We start from the raw sequence: 18,889 nt of genomic DNA, 5'->3' as shown, positions 1-18,889 counted from the left end.
CTGCCCCGGCGTGACAGGTTCGTCCCTCCTCACGCTGACGCCTGAGCGCCGGCCGGGCCCTCGACCTCCGGGTCGGGGACGGCGCCGTGCTGGATGCCGAGGTGCCCGGCTTCCAGCTGAGCCGTCACGGCCAGCCCGAGCAGGATCGCGATGGCGGTCACCTGGGTCCACAGCAGCAGGGCGATGACCCCCGTCAGCGGGCCGTAGACGAGGCCGAACGAGCCGGACAGCTGCACGTAGGCCACCAGCACGCCGGTGAAGGCCAACCACAGCGCGGCGGCCAGACTCGCGCCGAGGAGCAGCCACAGCCAGCCGGGCTGGCGGCGGTGGGGCGCCAGCCGGAGCATCGCCAGGAGCGCGAACACCACCATGCCCGCACCCAGCGGCCCCGCCACGGCCATCACCGTGTCGTCGTCCCAGCCGTACACCGACTCGACCGCCTCGCCGAATTCGGCGCCGGCCAGGAGCACACCGGACCCGACCATGGCGGGCAGACCGGCGAGGAACACCAGGAGCAGTGCGCGCCCGTACTTGAGCGCGCTGGGCCGGTCCCGCTCGATGCCGTAGATGCGGTTGGCGCCGCGCTCGACCTGGCCCATGGCGGTGGTGAGCGTCGCGAGCGCGAAGGCGAGCCCCGACCAGAGCGCGAGCTGTGCTTTCCGGTCCCGCTCGAGGGCGGACCGGATGATCGCGTTGGATCCGCCGGGGGTCAGCTCGAGGAGCGTGAGCCGGAGGACCTGGCCGAGCTCCCTCGTGGCCAGCGCGCCGCTGAGGCCGACCGTCGCGATGACCAGGGGGATGAACGCCAGGCTCAACTGCAGTGCGAGCGCACGGGAGTGCGAGAAGCCGTCGCCGTAGCGGAAGCGGGCGAATGCCTCGTGCCAGAACGTCCACCGCGCTTTGCGCACCGCCCGCCAGGCATCGGAGGCGGTGCGCTCACCCTCGTCGGACACCCGGATGACCGGGGCCGTCACCCTCCCACCATCGTCGGCGGCCCGGACTCGCCGGCCCGGTGACCCGGCGGCTCCTCCGTCCGGGCGGAGGCATACCGGCTACGGGTCACGGCTGCTGCATGCCCGGGAACGACCGGCTCAATCGAAGCCCGGCGGCAGGCCGAGCTTCACGAACAGCCCTGTCCCGAGGTCGAGGAAGCTGGAGATGTGGGCCACGCGCCCGCCCTCGATCTCCAGCACGTGCAGACCCCACGGCTCGTGGCCCCCGCCCGCACGGGGCCGGTACTGCGCGACCGCCGGTGTGCCGTTCGCCGACGTGAGGAACACCCGCGAACCACGGCACTCCGCACCCGGGCCCTGCATCCAGGTACCGATGTCCGCCGCGCCGCGGAGCCACATCTCGAAAGGGGGCATGTGCTGCGTGGCGTCGTCGTGCAGCAACTGCACGAAGGCCTCGATGTCGTAGCGCTCGAACGCGTCCAGGTAGCGGGCGAGGAGCGCGCGGTCGTCGTCGTCGAGCGTGCGCGGAGCCGGCCGGCCGTCGAGCTCGGCCAGCGTGGCACGTGCCCGCTGCAGCGCGCTGTTGACCGAGGCCACCGTCGAGTCCAGCAGCGCCGCGACCTCGTCGGCCTTCCAGCGCAGCACCTCGCGCAGGATCAGCACCGCCCGCTGCCGCGGGGGGAGGTGCTGCAGTGCGGCGACGAAGGCCAGCCGGATCGACTCGCGGGCCACCGCCTGCTCGGCGGGGTCGTCGTCCTCCGGGAGCACCTGGCGGTCGAGCACCGGCTCGATCCACGCCGTCATCGGCCGGCGGCCGGCCAGCGACGCCGGAACCGGTGGGTACGGGTCCCCCGCCAGGTCCATCGGCAGGGCCCGCCGCTGCCGGCCGTTGAGCTGGTCGAGGCAGACGTTGGTCGCGATGCGGTACAGCCAGGACCGCAGGGCGGAGCGACCTTCGAACTGGGCCAGCCCACGCCAGGCACGGACCATCGTCTCCTGCACGGCGTCCTCGGCGTCGAACGCCGAACCGAGCATGCGGTAGCAGTAGCCGGTGAGCTCGCGGCGGTGCTCGAGGAGCCGCGGGTCGAGCTGGTCGGTCGGGCCGAGGGCCACGCTGGTCACGAGGGAACCACTCCTCCGGTCGGTGTGGGCGCCAGCACACCACACCCTGCCGACAGTTCGGGAGGGCCGAACGCCGGGTCCCCCGACGGAGGGCTCCTACTGGTAGCTGACCAGGTCCGGCCGGGGCACGACCTGCTCGACCGTCTGCTGGGGGGTCAGCATCGGGAGGTCCTCGTCGTAGAAGTTCTTCCACCCCCAGTAGACGGGAGGCGCCCCCTGGCGGAGCGTGCTCCAGGTCGACTGCTTGGCCCCCTGACCGCCCTGGCCGTCGGCGTGGATCATGATCGCCAGCTCGTCCCGGGAGGTGTCCAGGAACTCCCGGCCCGGGAGCATGTCCAGCCGGAACTGGTGGAGCACCAGCAGCTTCTGCGGCAGTGCGTTCTCCCGCGTCAGGTCGGCGAGCCAGGTGACCACGCGGTTGACCTCCTCGACGCCGACCGAACCGATCTGGGTCAGGTGCACCTCGTTCGGGCCCAGCCGCCACTCCGGGTCCAGCGCCAGCCCGACGTGCGGCATCTCGAGCAGCGGCCGGTAGAGCTCGGCCTGCCGGACGAAGTCGGTGCGGCCGGGCTGGAGGTCGATGACCACGTACACGCCCGCGGCACCCGCGGCCTCGACCCACGGCCGCAGCAGCTCGATGTCGGCCTCGTTGGAGTAGTCGCCGTCCCTACCCGCCTCCGTCGAGGCGACGGTCGCGATGATCTCGAAGGCAGGCACGACCGGGACGTCGACGAAGGGGTCGTACGCGGCGGCGTGGTCGCGCGCCCGCTGGATCGCGGCCTCGAGCGGCTGCTCCCCCAGCACGCCCAGCGAGCCCGTCCCCGGATGGCCGTAGAGCGCGACGAGCATCCGGCCCGGGAACAGCAGCTGCCCACCTCCGGGCAGCTGGGTGCCCGTGGCCGCCGTCTCCACCTTCCAGTCCAGGCCCTGCTCCGCGGCGAACCCGGCGCCGAGCGCGATCACGGCGTCCGTGCCCTCGGCCGCGAGCGCCTCGACCGTGCCGGCCGAGGCACGCGGGTCGGTGCTCCCGTCGGTGGGTTGCACGAGTGCCCCGGCGGCGCGGGCCGTGGCCACAGCCGCGGGTGAGGCGTCGCTCCCGGCCAGCACGACCGCGCCGTCCAGCGGATCGGCGCGCGGGAACTCCGGCAGCGGGTCGACGTCGGTGTCGTCCGTCTCGGTGGAGTCGGCGTCGGTGGGGTCGGCACCGTCGTCCTCGGCACCGTCGTCCTCGGCACCCAGGGCGACGAGTGCCTCGGGGTCGAGACCGGCCACCGCGGCGACGTCGCCGTCCGCACCGACGGTCTCCACCTCGTCGAGGTCCAGTCCGGTCACGGCGGCCACCGCGTCGGCGTCGGCCGGGACGGCGCGCACCTCCGGGCCGTCGTCCTCGTCGGACCCCGGCCCGTCGGCCTCGCCCACGGCCAGCACGACGTCGGAGCCCAGCCGCTCCAGCTCCTCGGCGACGTCACCGTCCCCGCCGCGAGCGGGCTCGACCAGCATCGGAACACCCAGACCGACCGCCGCGGAGGCGGCCAGGAGCATGCCGGCCCGGTCGTCCGCACGGGCGAGCACCGCGACCGGGGAGCTCTCGAACAGCGCGCGGCTCGTGCTCACCGCCTGCGCGGCGGGGTCCTCGTCCGCGACGAGGGTCAGGCCGGCATCGAGCTCCGACAGGACCGGGGCGGCCGCGTCATCCTCCGGGGAGGACGGCGACCCCGCGCCGTCGGTGTCGGGTCCCGAGTCGTTCCCGGAGCCGGTGCAACCGCTCACGACCAGCGCGAGCGCTACGGGCAGGGCTGCCACACGAAGCCGCACGGTCCTCCTTCAGTCCGGTGTGCGACGCCGCGGGAGTCCGTGCGGCGACGCCGGCGCACCATCCGAGCCTAAGGCCACCGAGCGGACGGCGTCGGTCCGCTCAGCCCCGGCCCAGCGCCCGCTCCACGTTCTCCACCATGCGGGTGAGGACCAGCACGGTCCGCTCGTACTCCTGGCGCGAGAGGCCGTCGGCGGTGTGCCGGCGCACCCGGCCGACCGCTCGCGAGACGCGGTCGTGCGCGGCGGCGCCCTCGGCGCTCAGGTGCAGGGAGCCGGCGACGGTCCGGTCCACCCAGCCCCGCGCGGCCAGGTCGGCGAGGATCGCGCCCGCATCATCGGGGAAGTCCGCCAGGGCGGCGACGACGTCGGCCTCACGGTCCGTGCCGCCGGCGAGCGAGTGCAGCACCTGCCAGTGCCGGCGGGTCAGCCCCTCCCCGGCGACGACAGAGTCGAGCGCCTCCTCGAGCAGGGTGTCCAGTCGCTTGACCCACCAGCCGATCGGCCGCTCGTCGTCCATCCGGGCATCCTGGGCACCGGATGGCGGCTCGACAACCCGTTGGCGCCCCGACTCGCCCGCCCGGTAGACACGTGCCGTGCCCGACGACCTCGCCGCCCAGCTCCGCCCGATCACCGCGGAGGAGTGGCCGCGCTTCATCCGCGCGATGTACGACGTCTTCGGTGACGAGCCCAGCGGGCGGTACGTCGACACCCCGTCGCCGTGGGCCGAGCTCGACCGGTCCCTCGCCCTGTGGGAGGGCGACCGCGTGGTGGCGACGGCGGGGCTCTACAGCCGCCAGCTCACCGTGCCCGGCGCCGTCGTCCCCTGCGCCGGGGTCACCTGGATCACCGTCGCCCCGACCCACCGGCGGCGCGGCGTCCTCACCGCCATCATGCGCCGCCAGCTCGACGACCTCCGGGCCGCCGAGCGCGAGCCGGTCGCCGCCCTGTGGGCCGCCGAGGCGTCGATCTACGGCCGGTTCGGCTACGCGCCGGCCACCCGGCGCGGCGGGTGGACCGGCCGCACCGAACGGCTGCGTCTGCGTCCCGACGTCCCCGTCGGCACCGGGGCGGTCCGGCCGGTCGACCCCGCCGAGTTCCGCACCGCCGCCGTCGGCCTGCACGACCAACTGCGGCGCTGGGTGCCCGGCAACCTGGCCCGCGACGAGGCCTGGTGGGGCCGGTTCATGATGGACGAGCCCGACGAGCGCCGGGGCTGGTCGGCCCAGCACTGGCTCGTGCACACCGAGGCCGACGGCACGCCGACCGGCTACGCGACCTACCGGCGCAAGTCCGAGTGGAGCGAGAGCATCGAGCCCGAGGGCAAGCTCTCGGTCGGCGAGGTGCGGGCCGCGACGCCGGCGGCGTACGCCGCGCTGTGGCGGTACCTGCTGTCGGTCGACCTCGTGCGCACCGTCCAGGCGTCGACGGCCTCCGAGGACGACCCGCTGCGACACCTGGTGGTCGACCCCCGCGCGCTGCACGCCCACCCGGTCGACGCCCTCTGGGTGCGCATCGTGGACGTCGGCCGGGCGCTGTCCGCCCGCCGGTACCCCGCGCCCCTGGACATGGTGTTCGAGGTGCGCGACGAGTTCTGCCCGGAGAACACCGGGCGCTGGCACCTGTGGGGCCATCCGGCCGGCGGCTTCTGCGACCGCACGGACCGGGACCCGGACATCGTCCTGGGCATCGAGGAGCTGTCCGCGGCCTACCTGGGCGGGGTCTCCCTCGCCACGCTCCAGGGCGCCGGACGGGTGCTCGAGGTGAGCCCGGGTGCGGTCGTCCAGGCCTCGACGGCGTTCGGCTGGCCGGTCACGCCGTGGTGCCCGGACGAGTTCTGACTCAGGGGTGCTGCTGGGGCCCGGTCGGCTGGCCGCCGGCCGGGCGGTGCCGGTCGCGCTCGTAGTCGCTGATCAGGCCGATCCGCCGGACGTGCCGCTCGTCGCCGCTGAAGTCGGTGCGCAGGAACTCCAGCACCAGCTCGGTGGCCTCCTCGACGCTGTGCTGCCGTGCGCCGACGGAGACGACGTTGGCGTCGTTGTGCTGACGGGCCAGCTGCGCGGTCGCGGTGTTCCAGACCAGGGCGGCGCGGACGCCGGGCACCTTGTTGGCGGCGATCTGCTCGCCGTTGCCCGAGCCGCCGATGACGACGCCGAGCGACCCCGGCTCGGTCACGGTCCGCTCCCCCACCTCGAGGCAGAAGGGCGGGTAGTCGTCCTGGGCGTCGTACTCGAACGCCCCGCAGTCGACGGGCTCGTGGCCGGCCTCGGTGAGCGCCTGCTTGAGGTGCTCCTTGAACTCGAGGCCGGCGTGGTCGGTACCGACGAAGACGCGCATGGCGAGAAGTTTGACAGGCTGCCCGGGTGGCGGTTCTGGGGGTGGATGGCTGGCGGGGCCGCTGGGTGGGCGCCCAGCTGACCGGCCGCACGGTGGAACTGCTGGCCCTGGACGACATGGAAACCGTCCTCGCCGTCCCGGACGTGGAGCTGATCGCCATCGACATGCCGATCGGGCTCTCGGACGACGGGTTGCGTGCCTGCGACGTGGCCGCCAGGAAGCTCCTCGGACCGGCCGGCAGCTCGGTGTTCCAGACGCCGGTGAGGGCGGTGCTGAACGCGACCGACTACGCCGAGGCGCGGGCGGTCTCCCGCGCCCACACCAGTCCCCCTCGCGCACCGTCCGCCCAGGCGTTCCAGCTGGTCAAGGCGATCAGGCAGCTGGACGACGCACTGGGTGACCCGCCGTCCGAGCGGGTCGTGGAGGTACATCCGGAGCTGGCGTTCCGGGAGCTGTCCGGGCATGCGGTCACCGATCCGAAGGTCACCGCTCGCGGCACGATGCAGCGGCTCGGGGCGCTGTCCGGCGTGATGGACGTCGAGGAGGCACTGACGAACGCGCCACCGCTCGTGCCGATGGTGGACGCGCTGGACGCCTGCGCCGCGGCGTGGTCGGCTGCGCGCATCCACGAGGGCCGCGGCGAGTGCGTCGGCGACGGCGCGACCGACAGCCGCGGCCGCCCGATGCGCATCTGCTGGTGACGCTCAGGAGCCGGTGACGCGGCGGAGGATCGACAGCGGGAGCACCCGCAGCAGCGCGGCGACCGGGCGCCACGGCCACTCGGGCACGTAGCCGCGCACCGGCTCCCGCTCGATGACGTCGACCAGCGCGTCCACGCCCTTGTCCAGCCCGACGGTCAGCGGCCCGCGCCGTCCCTCGTTGATGTCGGTCGCGATGTAGCCGGGCAGGATCGTGGAGACGACGATCTGCGAGCCGTGGACGTCGGAGCGGATGCCCTCGGCGAGCGAGTTCAGCGCGGCCTTGCTGGCGCCGTAGGCCGTCCGGGTGCCCGGCATCCCGCGGACCGAGGCGACCGACGAGATGAGCACCAGGTGCCCGGCGCCCTGCGTGCGGAACAGCTCCATCGCCGCCTCGCACTGCGCGTGCGAGCCGAGCACGTTGGTGATCAGCACGGCGCGGTTCTCCGCGGCGGAGCCGGTGCCGACCGAGCCGCCCTTGCCGATGCCCGCGTTCACGATCACGCGGTCGAAGCCGCCGAACTCCTCGGCCAGCCGGGGCATCACCGCGGCCACCGACGCCGGGTCGTCGACGTCCATGGCGGCCACGGTGACCCGGATGCCGGGGTGCGCGGCGAGCAGCTCGTCGCGCAGCGCCTCGAGCCGGCCGAGCCGGCGGGCGGTCAGCGCCAGGTCGCGGCCCTGGGCGGCGAACCGGCGGGCCATGCCCTCGCCGAGGCCGGCACTGGCACCGGAGATGAAGATCCGCTGGCGGACGGGGTGCGGCATCGCACCAGGATGCCGTATCGAGCCCGCGACGCCGCGGGCTCCCGCACGACGCAACTGCGGGGAAGTTGGTGGCCGGAGACGCTCCATGGGCACCAACTCCCCCGCAGATGACGCGCGCGGGGCCTCAGCGGCGGGTGAGCTCCAGGGTCCCGGACGGGACGCTGTCCATGTCCGGGCCGGTGGAGCGGGTGCGCTTGAGCTCCCAGAAGTCGGGCAGGTTCGCCAGCAGGACGGCACCGTCGAAGGCCTTGCCGGCGTCCTCGCCGGTGGGCACCTTGCTGATGACGGGGCCGAAGAAGGCGACGCCGTCGATGTGCATGACCGGCGTGCCGACGTCGTCACCGACCGGGTCCATGCCCTCGTGGTGGCTCTTCTCGAGCGCCTCGTCGTACTCGGTGGAGGTCGCCGCCTCGGCCAGGGACGCGGGCAGGCCGGCGCGCTCCAGCGCCGGGGCGATCAGCTCGTCGAGCTCCGCCTGCTCGTGGTGCCGCAGCGTGCCCATGGCGGTGTAGAGGTCGCCGAGCACCTCGTCGCCGTGCTGCTGGGCGGCGGCGATCGCGACCCGCACCGGGCCGATCGCCTTCTTCATCATCTCCTGGTACTCCTCCGGCAGGTCGCGGCCGCGGTTGAGCACGGCCAGCGACATGACGTGCCAGTGCAGGTCGATCTCCCGCACCTTGGCGGCCTCGAGCACCCAGCGGCTGGTCAGCCAGGCCCAGGGGCACAGCGGGTCGAACCAGAAGTCGACACGGGCCTTCACGGGGGCGCTCTGCACTGCCTCGGTCATGCGGTTCTCCTCGCGGTCGGCGTCCCGGGTGGCGTCACCGGGCTCTCCCCGGGTGCCAATGAGGATCGCGGCCCGGTTGTTCCCCCGCAGGACGGGACGACGGCGGTGTGCCCGGGGTCCTACCGCGACCGCGAATGCCCTGCTCCCCGCGTGGGAAGCTCCCGGACGTGGCCGCACCCAACCTGACCCGCATCGATGCCTCCGCCCGCGCCGAACTCCTGACCGTCGAGAGCTACGACCTGGTCCTCGACGTCACCGACGGCGCCGGGCACCCCGGCGAGCGCACCTTCGAGTCGACGACGACCGTCGTGTTCGGCTGCCGCGAGCCCGGCGCCTCGACGTTCATCGACCTGGTCGCCGACCGGCTCCGCTCGGCCACCCTGAACGGCGTCGACCTGGACGTGAGCACCTGGAAGGAGGAGGTCGGGCTGCCGCTGCCCGACCTCGCCGAGCAGAACACGCTGGTCGTCACCGCCGACTGCCGCTACTCCAACAGCGGGGAGGGCCTGCACCGGTTCCTCGACCCGGAGGACGGCCAGGTCTACCTCTACACGCAGTTCGAGCCCGCCGACGCCAAGCGGATGTTCGCCTGCTTCGACCAGCCCGACCTCAAGGCCACCTTCACCCTGCACGTGACGGCGCCCTTCGACTGGCAGGTGGTCTCCAACAGCGGGAACCGGACCGTCGAGGCGGGCAACGGCGGCTCGCAACTGGTGCACTTCGCCCCCACCAAGCGCATCTCGACCTACCTGGTCGCGCTGGTCGCCGGGCCCTACGCCAAGGTGACCGACTCCCACGACGGCATCCCGCTGGGTCTCTACTGCCGGGCCAGCCTGGCCCAGTACCTCGACCCCGACGAGCTGTTCCGAGTCACCAAGCAGGGGTTCGACTTCTACCACCGGGTGTTCGACTACCCGTACCCGTTCGACAAGTACGACCAGCTGTTCGTCCCCGAGTTCAACGCCGGCGCCATGGAGAACGCCGGTGCGGTGACCTTCCTGGAGGACTACGTCTTCCGCTCCAAGGTGAGCCGGGCCCGCTACGAGCGCCGGGCCGAGACGATCCTGCACGAGCTGGGCCACATGTGGTTCGGCGACCTCGTGACCATGCGCTGGTGGGACGACCTCTGGCTCAACGAGTCCTTCGCGACCTACATCAGCACCCTGTGCCAGGCCGAGGCCACCGAGTACACGACGGCGTGGACGACGTTCGCCAACACCGAGAAGGCCTGGGCCTACGCGCAGGACCAGCTGCCCTCGACGCACCCGATCGCCGCGGACATCCCCGACGTCGCCGCGGTCGAGGTGAACTTCGACGGCATCACCTACGCCAAGGGCGCCTCGGTGCTCAAGCAGCTGGTGGCCTACGTCGGACGGGACGAGTTCCTCGCCGGGGTGCGGCGCTACTTCCGGCGTCACGAGTACGGCAACACCACGCTCGCCGACCTGCTCGGTCCCCTGTCGGAGAGCTCGGGCCGCGACCTGTCGGAGTGGGCCGACCAGTGGCTGCGCACCAGCCAGGTCAACACGCTGCGCCCGGTCTTCGACCTCACCGACGACGGTCGCTACGGCAGCTTCGCCATCGAGCAGACCGCGGTCGCCGAGCACCCGGTGCTGCGCAACCACCGCCTCGCCGTGGGGCTCTACAGCGAAGGCCCCGACGGGCTGACCCGGACGCACCGGGTGGAGCTCGACGTGGCCGGCGCACGCACCGAGGTCCCGGACCTGGCGGGCCACCCCGCCGCGGACCTGGTCCTGGTGAACGACGACGACCTGACCTACGCCAAGCTGCGGCTCGACGAGGGCTCGCTGGCCACGCTGCGCGCCCGCATCGCGGCGATGACCGATCCGCTCGCCCGGGCGCTGTGCTGGTCGGCGGCGTGGGACATGACCCGCGACGCCGAGCTCCCGGCCCGCGACTGGGTCGAGCTGGTGCTGGCCGGGGTGGGCGCCGAGACCGAGATCAGCGTCGTCCAGTCACTGCTGGCCCGGGTGCAGACGGCGCTGAACAGCTTCGCCGACCCGGCGTGGGCGCCCACCGGCTGGGCGCGGCTGGGTGACTCCGCGCTGGCCGCGCTGGAGTCGGCGCCGGCGGGCAGCGACCAGCAGCTGATGTGGTCGCGCACGCTGGCCAGCGCCGCCCGGACCGACGAGCACGTCGCGGCCCTCCGCGGTCTGCTGGACGGCTCGCGCGTCCCCGAGGGGCTCGTCGTCGACACCGACGCGCGGTGGTCCTTCCTGCACGGGCTGGTCGCCCTGGGTGCCGCGGGCGACGCCGAGATCGAGGCGGAGGCCGCCCGTGACGCCACCGCGACCGGCATCCGCCGCGCGGCCACCGCGCGGGCGCTGCGGCCGACGGCCGAGTCCAAGGCCGAGACCTGGCGGCAGTCCTTCCACGACGACGAGGTGCCCAACGCGGTGCACGAGGCGATCGTCGCGGGGTTCTGGCACCCGGCCCAGCGCGAGCTGACCGCCGAGTACGTGGACCGGTACTTCGCCGACATCCGGTCGATCTGGGACCGCCGTCCGGGCGAGATCGCCAAGAACGCCGTCCAGTACCTCTTCCCCTCCGTGGTGGAGCCGCGCACCATCGCCGCCGCCGATGCCTGGCTGTCCGACGCCACCCAGCCCGCGGCCCTGCGGCGGCTGGTGTTCGAGGGCCGGGACGGCATCGCGCGGGCGCTGCGGGCCCGCGAGCGGGACGCCGAAGCCGGCCTCTGAGGCGCCGACGACGAAGGCCCCGCCTCCCCGATCGGGGAGGCGGGGCCTCGTTCGTATGCGGTGTTCGTGGGGCGGTCGCGGGGGCCGGAGGCTCCCCGATCGGCACACGAGGTGGGGCTCCGGGCCGGTCGGGGACGGCTCCTGGCCGCGGTGCGGCCCGGAGGGCCGCGATGACCTAGTGGCGAGCGGCGGGCCGGCCGGCCTGGTCGGCCAGCTGGCGCAGCCCGTTGATGATGCCGCCGACGAGGTCTCCCCCGGCGAAGGCGGTCGTCATGGACAGCACGGCCAGCGCGCAGGCGCGGTCGGGCAGCCGCCGCGCCGCCGCTGACCCGGTGACGACCTCGACCACGCGCTGCCCGGGCGAGACGGCGATGAGCACCGCTTCGGCGGTGTTGCCGCCGGAGTAGGCGTGCAGCTCCTCGGCGCGGGAGCGGGTCGGGGTGCCCAGGTCGCCCACGTAGAGGGTGAAGCGCAGCCCGGTCTCTCGCGAGGACATGGTCAGGGCCTCGTCGAGGCGGGCCAGCTCGCGGAAGCTGAAGACCTGGTCGATGCCCTCGTCCGTGCGCGCCGCCGCGGTCCGGTTGGTCGCGGTGTCGTGGGACTCGACTTCGAGAGCGCTGGTCATCGCGGGCCTCCGGGCAGGTCGATCGCGGGAGCGACGGGGGTGTTCGGGACGGGTCCGGGCACCAGGCTCACCACGTGCCGCGGGCTCCGCCGAGCGGGCCGGCCGGCTTGGGGCGCGGAGCCGCGGTGGCACCTGTGGCAAGGCCGCCGGGGGTGGTCCCGCCGCTCACCGCGTGCGTCGCCGCGGCCTCGTCGCCGTACCGCTCGGGGTAGACGGACGAGCCGAGCGCCTGGGCGTGGTCGTCGCCGTGGCCGCCACCGTGCCCGGTGGCCTCCGGGTGCGGCTCGAACCAGATCGGGTCGTGGTTCCAGGGCTGCCCGGGCTTGTAGCGGGGCCGCCGGTTGCGTGCGGCGGGCCCGAGGGTCAGCAGCGCGAGCGCCAGGACGATGGCCAGGGGCACCGCGACGAACACGAGGATGGTCTCGGCAACGGTCACGCCACCAACTTACCGGCACCCCACTCGGTCAGCCCGCCACGCTCCCCCAGGCGGCGGGGTGTCGGTGCGCCCAGGGCCGGGCGGCCTCCAGCTGCGCCGAGAGCGAGATCAGCGTGCTCTCGTCGGCGGGCCGGCCGACCAGCATGCTGCCCACGGGCAGGCCGTCGGCGGTCCAGTGCAGGGGCACGCTCACCGCCGGCTGACCGGTGACGTTGGCCAGGGCGGGGAACGCCGAGTAGCGCTTGTTGCGCTCGAAGTCCGCGGCCCCGTCGCCGTCGGCGTCGAACCAGCCGATCGGTCGCGGGGTCATGGTCACCACCGGTGCGAGCAGGACGTCGTAGGCGGCGGTGGCCTGCACGAACCGGCGGGCGAACGACCGCAGCGCGGCCATCGCGAGCATGGCGTCGCGGGCCGTGAGCGCCAGACCCCGGGCGCGCAGCTCCCGGGTGAGCGGCCGCAGCTCGGCGACCCGCCCGGGCAGGACGGGGAGGGTGGCGCCGGACAGCGCCCACACCTGCTCGAAGGCCGGCATCACCTCGGGCCCGACGAGTCCGCCCGGCGCCTCCTCGAGGTCGTGGCCGAGGTCGGTGAGCAGCCCGGCCGCGTCCGCCAGGGCGGTGGCCACCTCGGGCTGGAGCGGCGACGCCCCGGGCATCGGCGACTCGCGGAGGACGGCGATCCGCAGCCGGCCGGGCGGGCGGTCGGCCGCGGCCAGGAACGTCTCCCCCGGCGGCAGCGGAGGCGCCCAGCCGGGGTCGCCCGGCTCGGGACCGGCCATCGCGTCGAGCATCGCGGCGGCGTCGCGCACCGTCCGGGCGAGCGGGCCGTGGGTGACCAGGCCGGTGATCTCGCTGCCGGACGGTGCGTTGCTCACCCGCCCACGCGCCGGCTTCAGTCCCACCAGTCCGGTGACGCTGGCCGGGATGCGGATCGAGCCCCCGCCGTCGCTGCCGTGGGCGAACGGCACGAAGCCGGCCGCGACCGCGACCGCCGCACCGCCGCTGGAGCCGCCGGCCAGGAGGCTCGGGTCCCACGGGCAGCGCGCCGGTCCCACCAGGTCGTTGTCGGTGTAGCAGGGGAAGCCGAACTCCGGGGTGTTGGTCTTGCCCAGGCTGATGGTGCCGGCCGCGGCCAGCCGCGTGACGACGGCGTCGTCGACGGTGGGCACGTGGTCCGCGGTGACCCGGGAGCCGGACGTCGTCCGCACGCCGGCGGTGCTGGTGAGGTCCTTGATCGCCGTCGGCACCCCCAGCAGCGGGGGCAGGTCACCGCCGTCCCGCACCCGGCGCCGGGCGGCGGTGGCAGCGGCCAGCGCCCGCTCGGGGGTGACCGTGACGAAGGCACCGAGCGCCCCGTCGAGCGCCTCGATCCGGTCCAGCGCGTGCCGCACCAGCTCGGTGGGGCTCACCTCGCCCGACCGCACGGCGGCCGCCTGCTCGAGCGCGGTCAGGTCGTGCAGCTGGGTCACGGGCGGCGAGGCTAGTCGGCGGATCGCCCACCCCCGGGCGGGCGCGGGCCGGCGGTGACGTACACAAGGAGCCATGGACCTCTCCCGTGCCGCCGCGGAGGCCCTCGACGCGGCCGACCCCCTCGCCGGTTTCCGCGCCCGCTTCTCCGGCGCCGACGAGGACGGCCCCGACCGGCTGCTCTACCTGGACGGCAACTCCCTCGGCCGCATGCCCCTGGCCACGCCGGCCGCGGTGAGCCGCGTGGTCGAGCAGGAGTGGGCGCGCGGACTCGTCGGCTCCTGGTCGCAGTGGATCGGCGCGGCCACGCGACTCGGGGACGACCTCGGTGCCGGCGTGCTCGGCGCGGGTCGCGGTCAGGTGCTGGTCGGCGACTCGACCACCGTGAACCTCTACAAGCTGCTCGTGGCCGGCGCCGCTGCCCGCCCCGGCCGGGACGTGCTCGTCTGCACCGCCGACGACTTCCCCACCGACCGGTACGTCGTCGCCGGCGTGGCCGAGGCCCAGGGCATGACCGTCCGCGAGATCGACGCCGACATCGACGAGGGCCTGGACCTCGACGTGCTCGCGGCGGCGCTGGACGAGCGGGTCGCCGTCGTCGTCCTGTCGCTGGTGGCCTACCGCTCCGGAGCGCTGGCCGACGTCGCCGAGGTGACCCGGCTGGTGCACGAGTCCGGCGCCCTGCTGCTGTGGGACCTCTCGCACGCCGTGGGCGCGGTGCACGTCGACCTCGACGCCACCGGCGCGGACCTGGCCGTGGGCTGCACCTACAAGTACCTCAACGGCGGCCCGGGGGCCCCGGCCTTCCTCTACGTGCGCCGCGAGCTGCAGGCCGAGCTGCGCTCGCCGATCCAGGGCTGGTTCGGCCAGCGCGACCAGTTCGCGATGGGCCCGGCGTACGAGCCGGCCGAGGGCATCGAGCGCTTCGGCGTGGGGACGCCGCCGGTGATCGGCATGGCCGCGGTCGAGGTCGGTGCGGGCGTGGTCGCCGAGGCCGGCATCGAGGCGCTGGCGGCCAAGGGCCGGGCGATGACCGACCTGGTCGTCGCGCTCGGGGACGAGTGGCTCGTGCCCGCGGGCGTAGCGCTGGCCTCGCCGCGGGAGGCGGTCCGCCGGGGTTCGCACGTCACCTTCGCCCATCCGCAGGCGTGGCAGCTCACGCAGGCGCTGGTCGACCGCTCGGTGGTGCCGGACTTCCGCACCCCCGACCGCGTCCGCCTGGGCCCCGCGCCCCTCTACACCCGGTTCGTCGACGTCTGGGACGCCATGGACCGGTTCCGCGCGATCCTCGCCGACCGCTCCTACGAGTCCTTCCCCGCCGAGCGGTCGCGCGTCACCTGATCAGCGGCGTCAGTCGGGCTCCGGCACGCCGATCGGGTTGCCGGTCGGCCACAGCCCCGCGGTGACGACGGCGCGGCGCACCGGGCGCAGCAGCTCGGCGAGCCGGTCGCAGCCCTGCGCACCCAGTGCGCGCCAGGGCCCGAGCGCGAGCCGGTCGGTGTCGGCCTCGATAGTGGTGACCATGGCCAGGCCGTGCGCGGTGAGGTCGCCGTCCTCCAGCCAGCCGCGCTCGGTCAGGCGGTCGGTGGCGTCGTCCCAGGCCGCGTCGTCCCAGCCGCGGGCCTTCTGCAGCCAGGCGCGGTCGGACCGGCCGGCCACCGCGGCCAGCACGTGCGCCTGCACGCCGTCGATCTCCCGGGCGACCAGCGCGACGGTGTGCCCGTCGCCGCGGTGCTCGCGGAGCGTGGTGAGCGCCTGCCACAGCACCAGGTGCGGCTCGCCGGGCACTGCCACCGCGCTGTTCGCGGCGGCGAGCGGGCGGCCGGGGTGGTCGACGGCGGCCGCCGCGGTGCCGGCCAGGTGCATGGCCTCGATCGCAACGTCGGAGCCGATCCACTCCTCCCCCAGCACCCGGCGGACCGCGGCGTCCACGCCCGCGACCCGTGCGTCCAGCGCCGCCGCCGGGGTCACCGCGTCCCACACCGCCGGCACGCGACGGGCCACGAACTCCGGCGCGAAGTTGACGAAGGTCGCGGAGACGACCTCGGCACCGACCGCGCCCAGCGGCGCCGCCCGGCCGGCGAAGTAGCCCGACCAGAACCCGCGCAGGCCGGCCGCGGCGAAGGCGCTGCCGGCCTCCTCGGCGAAGTAGGTGAGGGCGTGGAACGGCTCGGCCAGGCTCCACAGCAGCCGCGCGGTCGCCGCAGAAGTCATGAGTTCCTCCGGTGGCTCGTCGGCCCCGTCCCGAGGCTCGCCGCGAGCGTGCGAGTGGGGAGGAGGACGGGGTCCTCTTTCACGCGCTGACGCTCTCGGGCATGCCCAGCCACTCCCGCCAGCGCGGGTCGACGGTGCGGTGACCGAGCAGCCGCCACGCGGCACCGGTCGGCGGGCGCGGCGGCTGCGGCAGCGACCAGCCCAGCTCGGCCAGCGAGCGATCGGCCTTGGTGTGGTTGCACCGGCGGCAGGCGGCCACCACGTTGTCCCAGGTGTGGGTGCCGCCCCGGCTGCGGGGGACGACGTGGTCGATGCTGGTCGCCGAGCCGCCGCAGTAGACGCAGGTCTGCCCGTCCCGGGTGAACACCGCGCGCCGGGACAGCGGCACCGACGAGGGGTAGGGCACCCGCACGTACCGGGTCAGCCGGGCGACCACGGGCACCGGCAGGCTGACCCGCTCGGCGTGCACGACGTCCGCCGCCGAGTCGACCGGCTCGGCCTTCTCGGCGAGCACGAGCACGATCGCCCGCCGGCTCGAGACGACGCACAGCGGCTCGAACGTGGCGTTGAGCAGCAGAGTGGCGCTGGTCGTCCCGGGCGACGGCACGGGCACGACCGAGGGATGGTGTGGGTCGCGGCGCGGGCCTGGGTGACCCTCCGACGTCGACCCGGACGCGGCGCGCAGCACGGATCACCTCCGGTCGCCGCGGACCGCCGGTGGCTCCGAGACCCGCGGGCTGGCCCCATTCTGACCCGGAAACCTCCGATCGGCGCTGCTCAGTTTTCCGGATGGCCCGGCCGGGTGGCCCGGCACGCCGCTACCGTGGGCCGGATGCGCTACCCCGAGGCACCCCGGCTCGACCTGGTCGAGGACCTGCACGGACAGGCCGTCGCCGATCCCTACCGCTGGCTGGAGGACGACGCCGACCCGCGGACCGCGGCATGGAGCGAGGCCCAGGACGCCCTGGCCGCCGACGTGCTGGGCTCGCTGCCTCTGCGCCCGGCCTTCGCCGCCCGCCTGGAGGAGCTGGTGCACGCCGGCGCGGTCGGGCTGCCGGTGTGGCGGGGTGGGCGCGCGTTCTCCACCCGTCGCGACCCGGGCCAGGAGCACGCCGTGCTGCGGGTGACCGAGCCCGACGGAGCGGTCCGGGTGCTGGTCGACCCGGTGGCGCTGGACCCCGCGGGCACCACCACGCTCGACGCCTGGTCGCCGTCGATCGAGGGCGACCGGCTGGCCTACCAGCTCTCGGTCGGCGGGGACGAGGAGTCGCGGCTCTACGTGCTCGACGTCGCCACCGGCGAGGTCCTCGACGGCCCCGTCGACCGCTGCCGCTACTCCCCCGTCGCCTGGCTGCCCGGCGGCGAGGAGCTGTTCTACGTCCGCCGCCTGGCCCCCGACCAGGTGCCCGCGGGCGAGGAGCAGTTCCACCGCCGCGTGTGGCGGCACCGGGTCGGGACGCCGGCCGACGGTGACGTGCTCGTGCACGGCGAGGGCAGCGACCCGGCCAGCTACTTCGGCGTGCACACCAGCCGGGACGGCCGCTGGCTGGTCGTCTCCCGCTCGGTGGGCACCGCCCCGCGGGACGACGTCTGGCTGGCCGACCTGACGGCGACATCAGAGAGCGGGCCGGCGCCGCTGCGCGAGCTCCAGGTGGGCGTGGACGCCCAGACCTCGGCGTGGGTGGCGCGCGACGGCCGGCTGTGGCTGATGTCGGACCGCGGCACCCCGCGCTGGCGCCTCGCGGTCGCCGACCCCGCCGACCCCGCGACCTGGGCACCGGAGGCGTGGCGGGACGTCGTCCCGCAGCAGGACGACGCCGTCCTCACCGACGTCACCCTGGTCGACGGTCCCGACGGCGACCTGCAGGTGCTGGCGGTGCACGCGGTGGACGCCACCGACCGGCTCTCGGTCTGGGCCGCGGACGGCTCGGGCCGGCTCTCCGACGTGCCCGCACCGGGCAGCGGCAGCATCTCCGGCGTGGTCTCCCGGCCCGAGGGTGGCACCGAGGCGTGGATCGGCTACACCGACTACGCCACTCCCCCGTCGGTGCTGCGCTGGGAGGCGGGCACCGGAGCGGCGCTGCAGGACTGGGAGCGGGCGGGCGTCGCCGGCGCCGTTCCGGAGCTGACCGTCGTCGAGACCCACGCGACCTCGGCCGACGGGACGCCGGTTCACCTGTTCGTCCTCTCGGGCACCGGCACCCCCGACGCCCCGCGGCCGGCGGTGCTCTACGGGTACGGCGGCTTCAACGTCTCGCTCACCCCGGCCTACAGCGCGCAGGCGCTGTCGTGGGTCGCGGCGGGGGGCATCTGGGTGGTGGCCAACCTGCGCGGCGGCTCGGAGCACGGCGAGGAGTGGCACCGGGCCGGGATGCGCGACCGCAAGCAGAACGTGTTCGACGACTTCGCCGCCGCCGGGGAGCACCTCGTCGCCGAGGGCTGGACCACGCACGGGCAGCTGGGGATCTTCGGCGGGTCCAACGGCGGTCTGCTCGTCGGGGCGACGCTGACCCAGCGGCCCGACCTGGCGGCGGCGGTCGTCTGCAGCGCCCCCCTGCTGGACATGGTCCGGTACGAGCTGTTCGGGCTCGGGCGCACCTGGAACGACGAGTACGGCACCGCCGAGGACCCGACGGAGCTGGGCTGGCTGCTGGGCTACTCGCCGTACCACGCGGTGCGGGAGGGCACGGCGTACCCGGCGGTGCTCATCACCACCTTCGAGTCCGACACGCGCGTGCACCCGCTGCACGGACGCAAGCTGGCCGCCGCCCTGCAGCACGCGACGAGCGCCGGCGCCCCGGTCGTCCTGCGGCGGGAGGTGTCGGTCGGCCACGGCGCCCGGGCGGTCAGCCGGACGGTGGGGCTGGCGGCCGACCAGCTGGCGTTCCTGGCGCGGTACACCGGCCTGCTCCCTCGGGAGGACGCGTCCGGCGCCCCTCGCTGACAGACCG

Annotated in this window: 17 protein-coding genes; 5 read left to right on the top strand and 12 right to left on the bottom strand. The window is 74.6% G+C overall.

Annotated elements, in window-relative coordinates; translation table 11 throughout:
* Positions 1–29 precede the first annotated feature (29 nt).
* From ACI793_RS07870 to ACI793_RS07855, 4 genes are all read right to left on the bottom strand, one after another.
* On the bottom strand, positions 30–974 hold the full coding sequence (locus tag ACI793_RS07870) for a YihY/virulence factor BrkB family protein (RefSeq protein ID WP_456605821.1): 945 nt from the start codon (positions 972–974) through the stop codon (positions 30–32).
* Between the two features lie 117 nt (positions 975–1,091).
* On the bottom strand, positions 1,092–2,075 hold the full coding sequence (locus ACI793_RS07865) for a sigma-70 family RNA polymerase sigma factor (protein ID WP_456605820.1): 984 nt from the start codon (positions 2,073–2,075) through the stop codon (positions 1,092–1,094).
* 96 nt (positions 2,076–2,171) lie between these two features.
* Positions 2,172–3,890, bottom strand: coding sequence for a hypothetical protein (locus ACI793_RS07860; protein ID WP_456605819.1), 1,719 nt, complete (start codon positions 3,888–3,890; stop codon positions 2,172–2,174).
* Between the two features lie 100 nt (positions 3,891–3,990).
* A complete protein-coding gene (locus ACI793_RS07855) occupies positions 3,991–4,407 on the bottom strand; it encodes a hypothetical protein (RefSeq protein ID WP_456605818.1) in 417 nt (138 codons plus the stop codon).
* 76 nt (positions 4,408–4,483) lie between these two features.
* Between ACI793_RS07855 and ACI793_RS07850 the strand changes: the two genes are divergently transcribed.
* The gene (locus tag ACI793_RS07850; RefSeq protein WP_456605817.1) at positions 4,484–5,728 is read left to right on the top strand and encodes a GNAT family N-acetyltransferase; all 1,245 of its coding nucleotides are present in this window, start codon (positions 4,484–4,486) and stop codon (positions 5,726–5,728) included.
* A 1-nt stretch (position 5,729) separates the two neighbouring features.
* Here ACI793_RS07850 and ACI793_RS07845 read toward each other — a convergent pair whose 3' ends face one another.
* Positions 5,730–6,224, bottom strand: a complete 495-nt coding sequence (locus ACI793_RS07845) for a ribose-5-phosphate isomerase (RefSeq protein ID WP_456605816.1) — start codon at positions 6,222–6,224, stop codon at positions 5,730–5,732.
* 26 nt (positions 6,225–6,250) lie between these two features.
* On the opposite strand from ACI793_RS07845, the gene ACI793_RS07840 reads away from it, so the two are divergent.
* Positions 6,251–6,925: a DUF429 domain-containing protein gene (locus tag ACI793_RS07840; RefSeq protein ID WP_456605815.1), complete on the top strand. Its 675-nt coding sequence runs from the start codon at positions 6,251–6,253 to the stop codon at positions 6,923–6,925.
* A gap of 3 nt (positions 6,926–6,928) precedes the next feature.
* Here the strand turns inward: ACI793_RS07840 and ACI793_RS07835 are convergent, their stop codons facing one another.
* Entirely contained in the window at positions 6,929–7,690 is a 762-nt protein-coding gene (locus tag ACI793_RS07835; RefSeq protein WP_456605814.1) for an SDR family oxidoreductase, read from the bottom strand.
* Between the two features lie 124 nt (positions 7,691–7,814).
* Complete coding sequence (locus ACI793_RS07830; RefSeq protein WP_456605813.1) at positions 7,815–8,477, bottom strand: mycothiol-dependent nitroreductase Rv2466c family protein; 663 nt, start codon at positions 8,475–8,477, stop codon at positions 7,815–7,817.
* A 167-nt stretch (positions 8,478–8,644) separates the two neighbouring features.
* On the opposite strand from ACI793_RS07830, the gene pepN reads away from it, so the two are divergent.
* Positions 8,645–11,197, top strand: coding sequence for an aminopeptidase N (gene pepN, locus ACI793_RS07825; RefSeq protein WP_456605812.1), 2,553 nt, complete (start codon positions 8,645–8,647; stop codon positions 11,195–11,197).
* Between the two features lie 175 nt (positions 11,198–11,372).
* Here pepN and ACI793_RS07820 read toward each other — a convergent pair whose 3' ends face one another.
* The 3 genes from ACI793_RS07820 to ACI793_RS07810 form a co-directional block, all read right to left on the bottom strand.
* A complete protein-coding gene (locus ACI793_RS07820) occupies positions 11,373–11,822 on the bottom strand; it encodes a DUF5130 family protein (RefSeq protein WP_456605811.1) in 450 nt (149 codons plus the stop codon).
* A gap of 67 nt (positions 11,823–11,889) precedes the next feature.
* Positions 11,890–12,258 carry an aa3-type cytochrome oxidase subunit CtaJ gene (gene ctaJ / locus ACI793_RS07815; RefSeq protein ID WP_456605810.1) on the bottom strand — a complete coding sequence of 123 codons (369 nt, stop codon included), beginning with the start codon at positions 12,256–12,258 and terminating at the stop codon, positions 11,890–11,892.
* A gap of 28 nt (positions 12,259–12,286) precedes the next feature.
* Positions 12,287–13,726, bottom strand: coding sequence for an amidase (locus ACI793_RS07810; protein ID WP_456605809.1), 1,440 nt, complete (start codon positions 13,724–13,726; stop codon positions 12,287–12,289).
* A gap of 73 nt (positions 13,727–13,799) precedes the next feature.
* Here ACI793_RS07810 and ACI793_RS07805 point away from each other — a divergent pair, with 73 nt between their 5' ends.
* Positions 13,800–15,065, top strand: a complete 1,266-nt coding sequence (locus tag ACI793_RS07805; RefSeq protein ID WP_456605808.1) for a kynureninase — start codon at positions 13,800–13,802, stop codon at positions 15,063–15,065.
* A 9-nt stretch (positions 15,066–15,074) separates the two neighbouring features.
* Here the strand turns inward: ACI793_RS07805 and ACI793_RS07800 are convergent, their stop codons facing one another.
* Positions 15,075–15,938: an SCO6745 family protein gene (locus tag ACI793_RS07800; protein WP_456605807.1), complete on the bottom strand. Its 864-nt coding sequence runs from the start codon at positions 15,936–15,938 to the stop codon at positions 15,075–15,077.
* 79 nt (positions 15,939–16,017) lie between these two features.
* Entirely contained in the window at positions 16,018–16,551 is a 534-nt protein-coding gene (locus ACI793_RS07795) for an HNH endonuclease (RefSeq protein ID WP_456605806.1), read from the bottom strand.
* A gap of 219 nt (positions 16,552–16,770) precedes the next feature.
* Between ACI793_RS07795 and ACI793_RS07790 the strand changes: the two genes are divergently transcribed.
* Positions 16,771–18,882 (top strand): prolyl oligopeptidase family serine peptidase, encoded by a 2,112-nt coding sequence (locus tag ACI793_RS07790; protein WP_456605805.1) that lies wholly within the window; start codon positions 16,771–16,773, stop codon positions 18,880–18,882.
* Positions 18,883–18,889: the final 7 nt, after the last annotated feature.

It is taken from the genome of Blastococcus sp. SYSU DS0617, from assembly GCF_054051075.1.
The sequence above is the reverse complement of the archived record's forward strand: the minus strand, read 5'-3'. Positions and strand labels throughout refer to the sequence as shown.